We start from the raw sequence: 349 nt of genomic DNA, 5'->3' as shown, positions 1-349 counted from the left end.
GGTCACGCCCGCCTGGCTGACCGATGAGCTGACCCGGCTCTCCCTGATCATGCTGGGCTCGCCGTGACAGCTCGCCATGACCACGCGGCTTGACAACTTCACTTGCCGGGACGGCAAATGGAGACATGGCAGAGGGTGCGAGGACAGCAGGAGAAGAAGAGGCGGACGGAGACGGGTTCGCCGCCGTCCTGACCGGTGTGGGTCCGAGACTGCGGGCGCTGCGCCGGGACCGCGGCACGACCCTGGCCCAGCTGAGCGATACGACCGGCATCTCGCTCAGCACCCTCTCCCGGCTGGAGTCCGGCCACCGCAGACCGACCCTGGAACTGCTGCTCCCGCTGGCCAAGGC

The 349-nt window shown here is 68.8% G+C and carries 1 protein-coding gene; it reads left to right on the top strand.

Annotated elements, in window-relative coordinates; translation table 11 throughout:
* Window positions 1-125: 125 nt before the first annotated feature.
* Window positions 126-349: helix-turn-helix domain-containing protein (locus AC1DUE_RS21015; protein WP_477041324.1), on the top strand; the 224-nt coding region annotated here is incomplete at its 3' end.

The sequence above is a fragment of the Cellulomonas sp. P4_A2 genome, assembly GCF_056402515.1.
The sequence above is the reverse complement of the archived record's forward strand: the minus strand, read 5'-3'. Positions and strand labels throughout refer to the sequence as shown.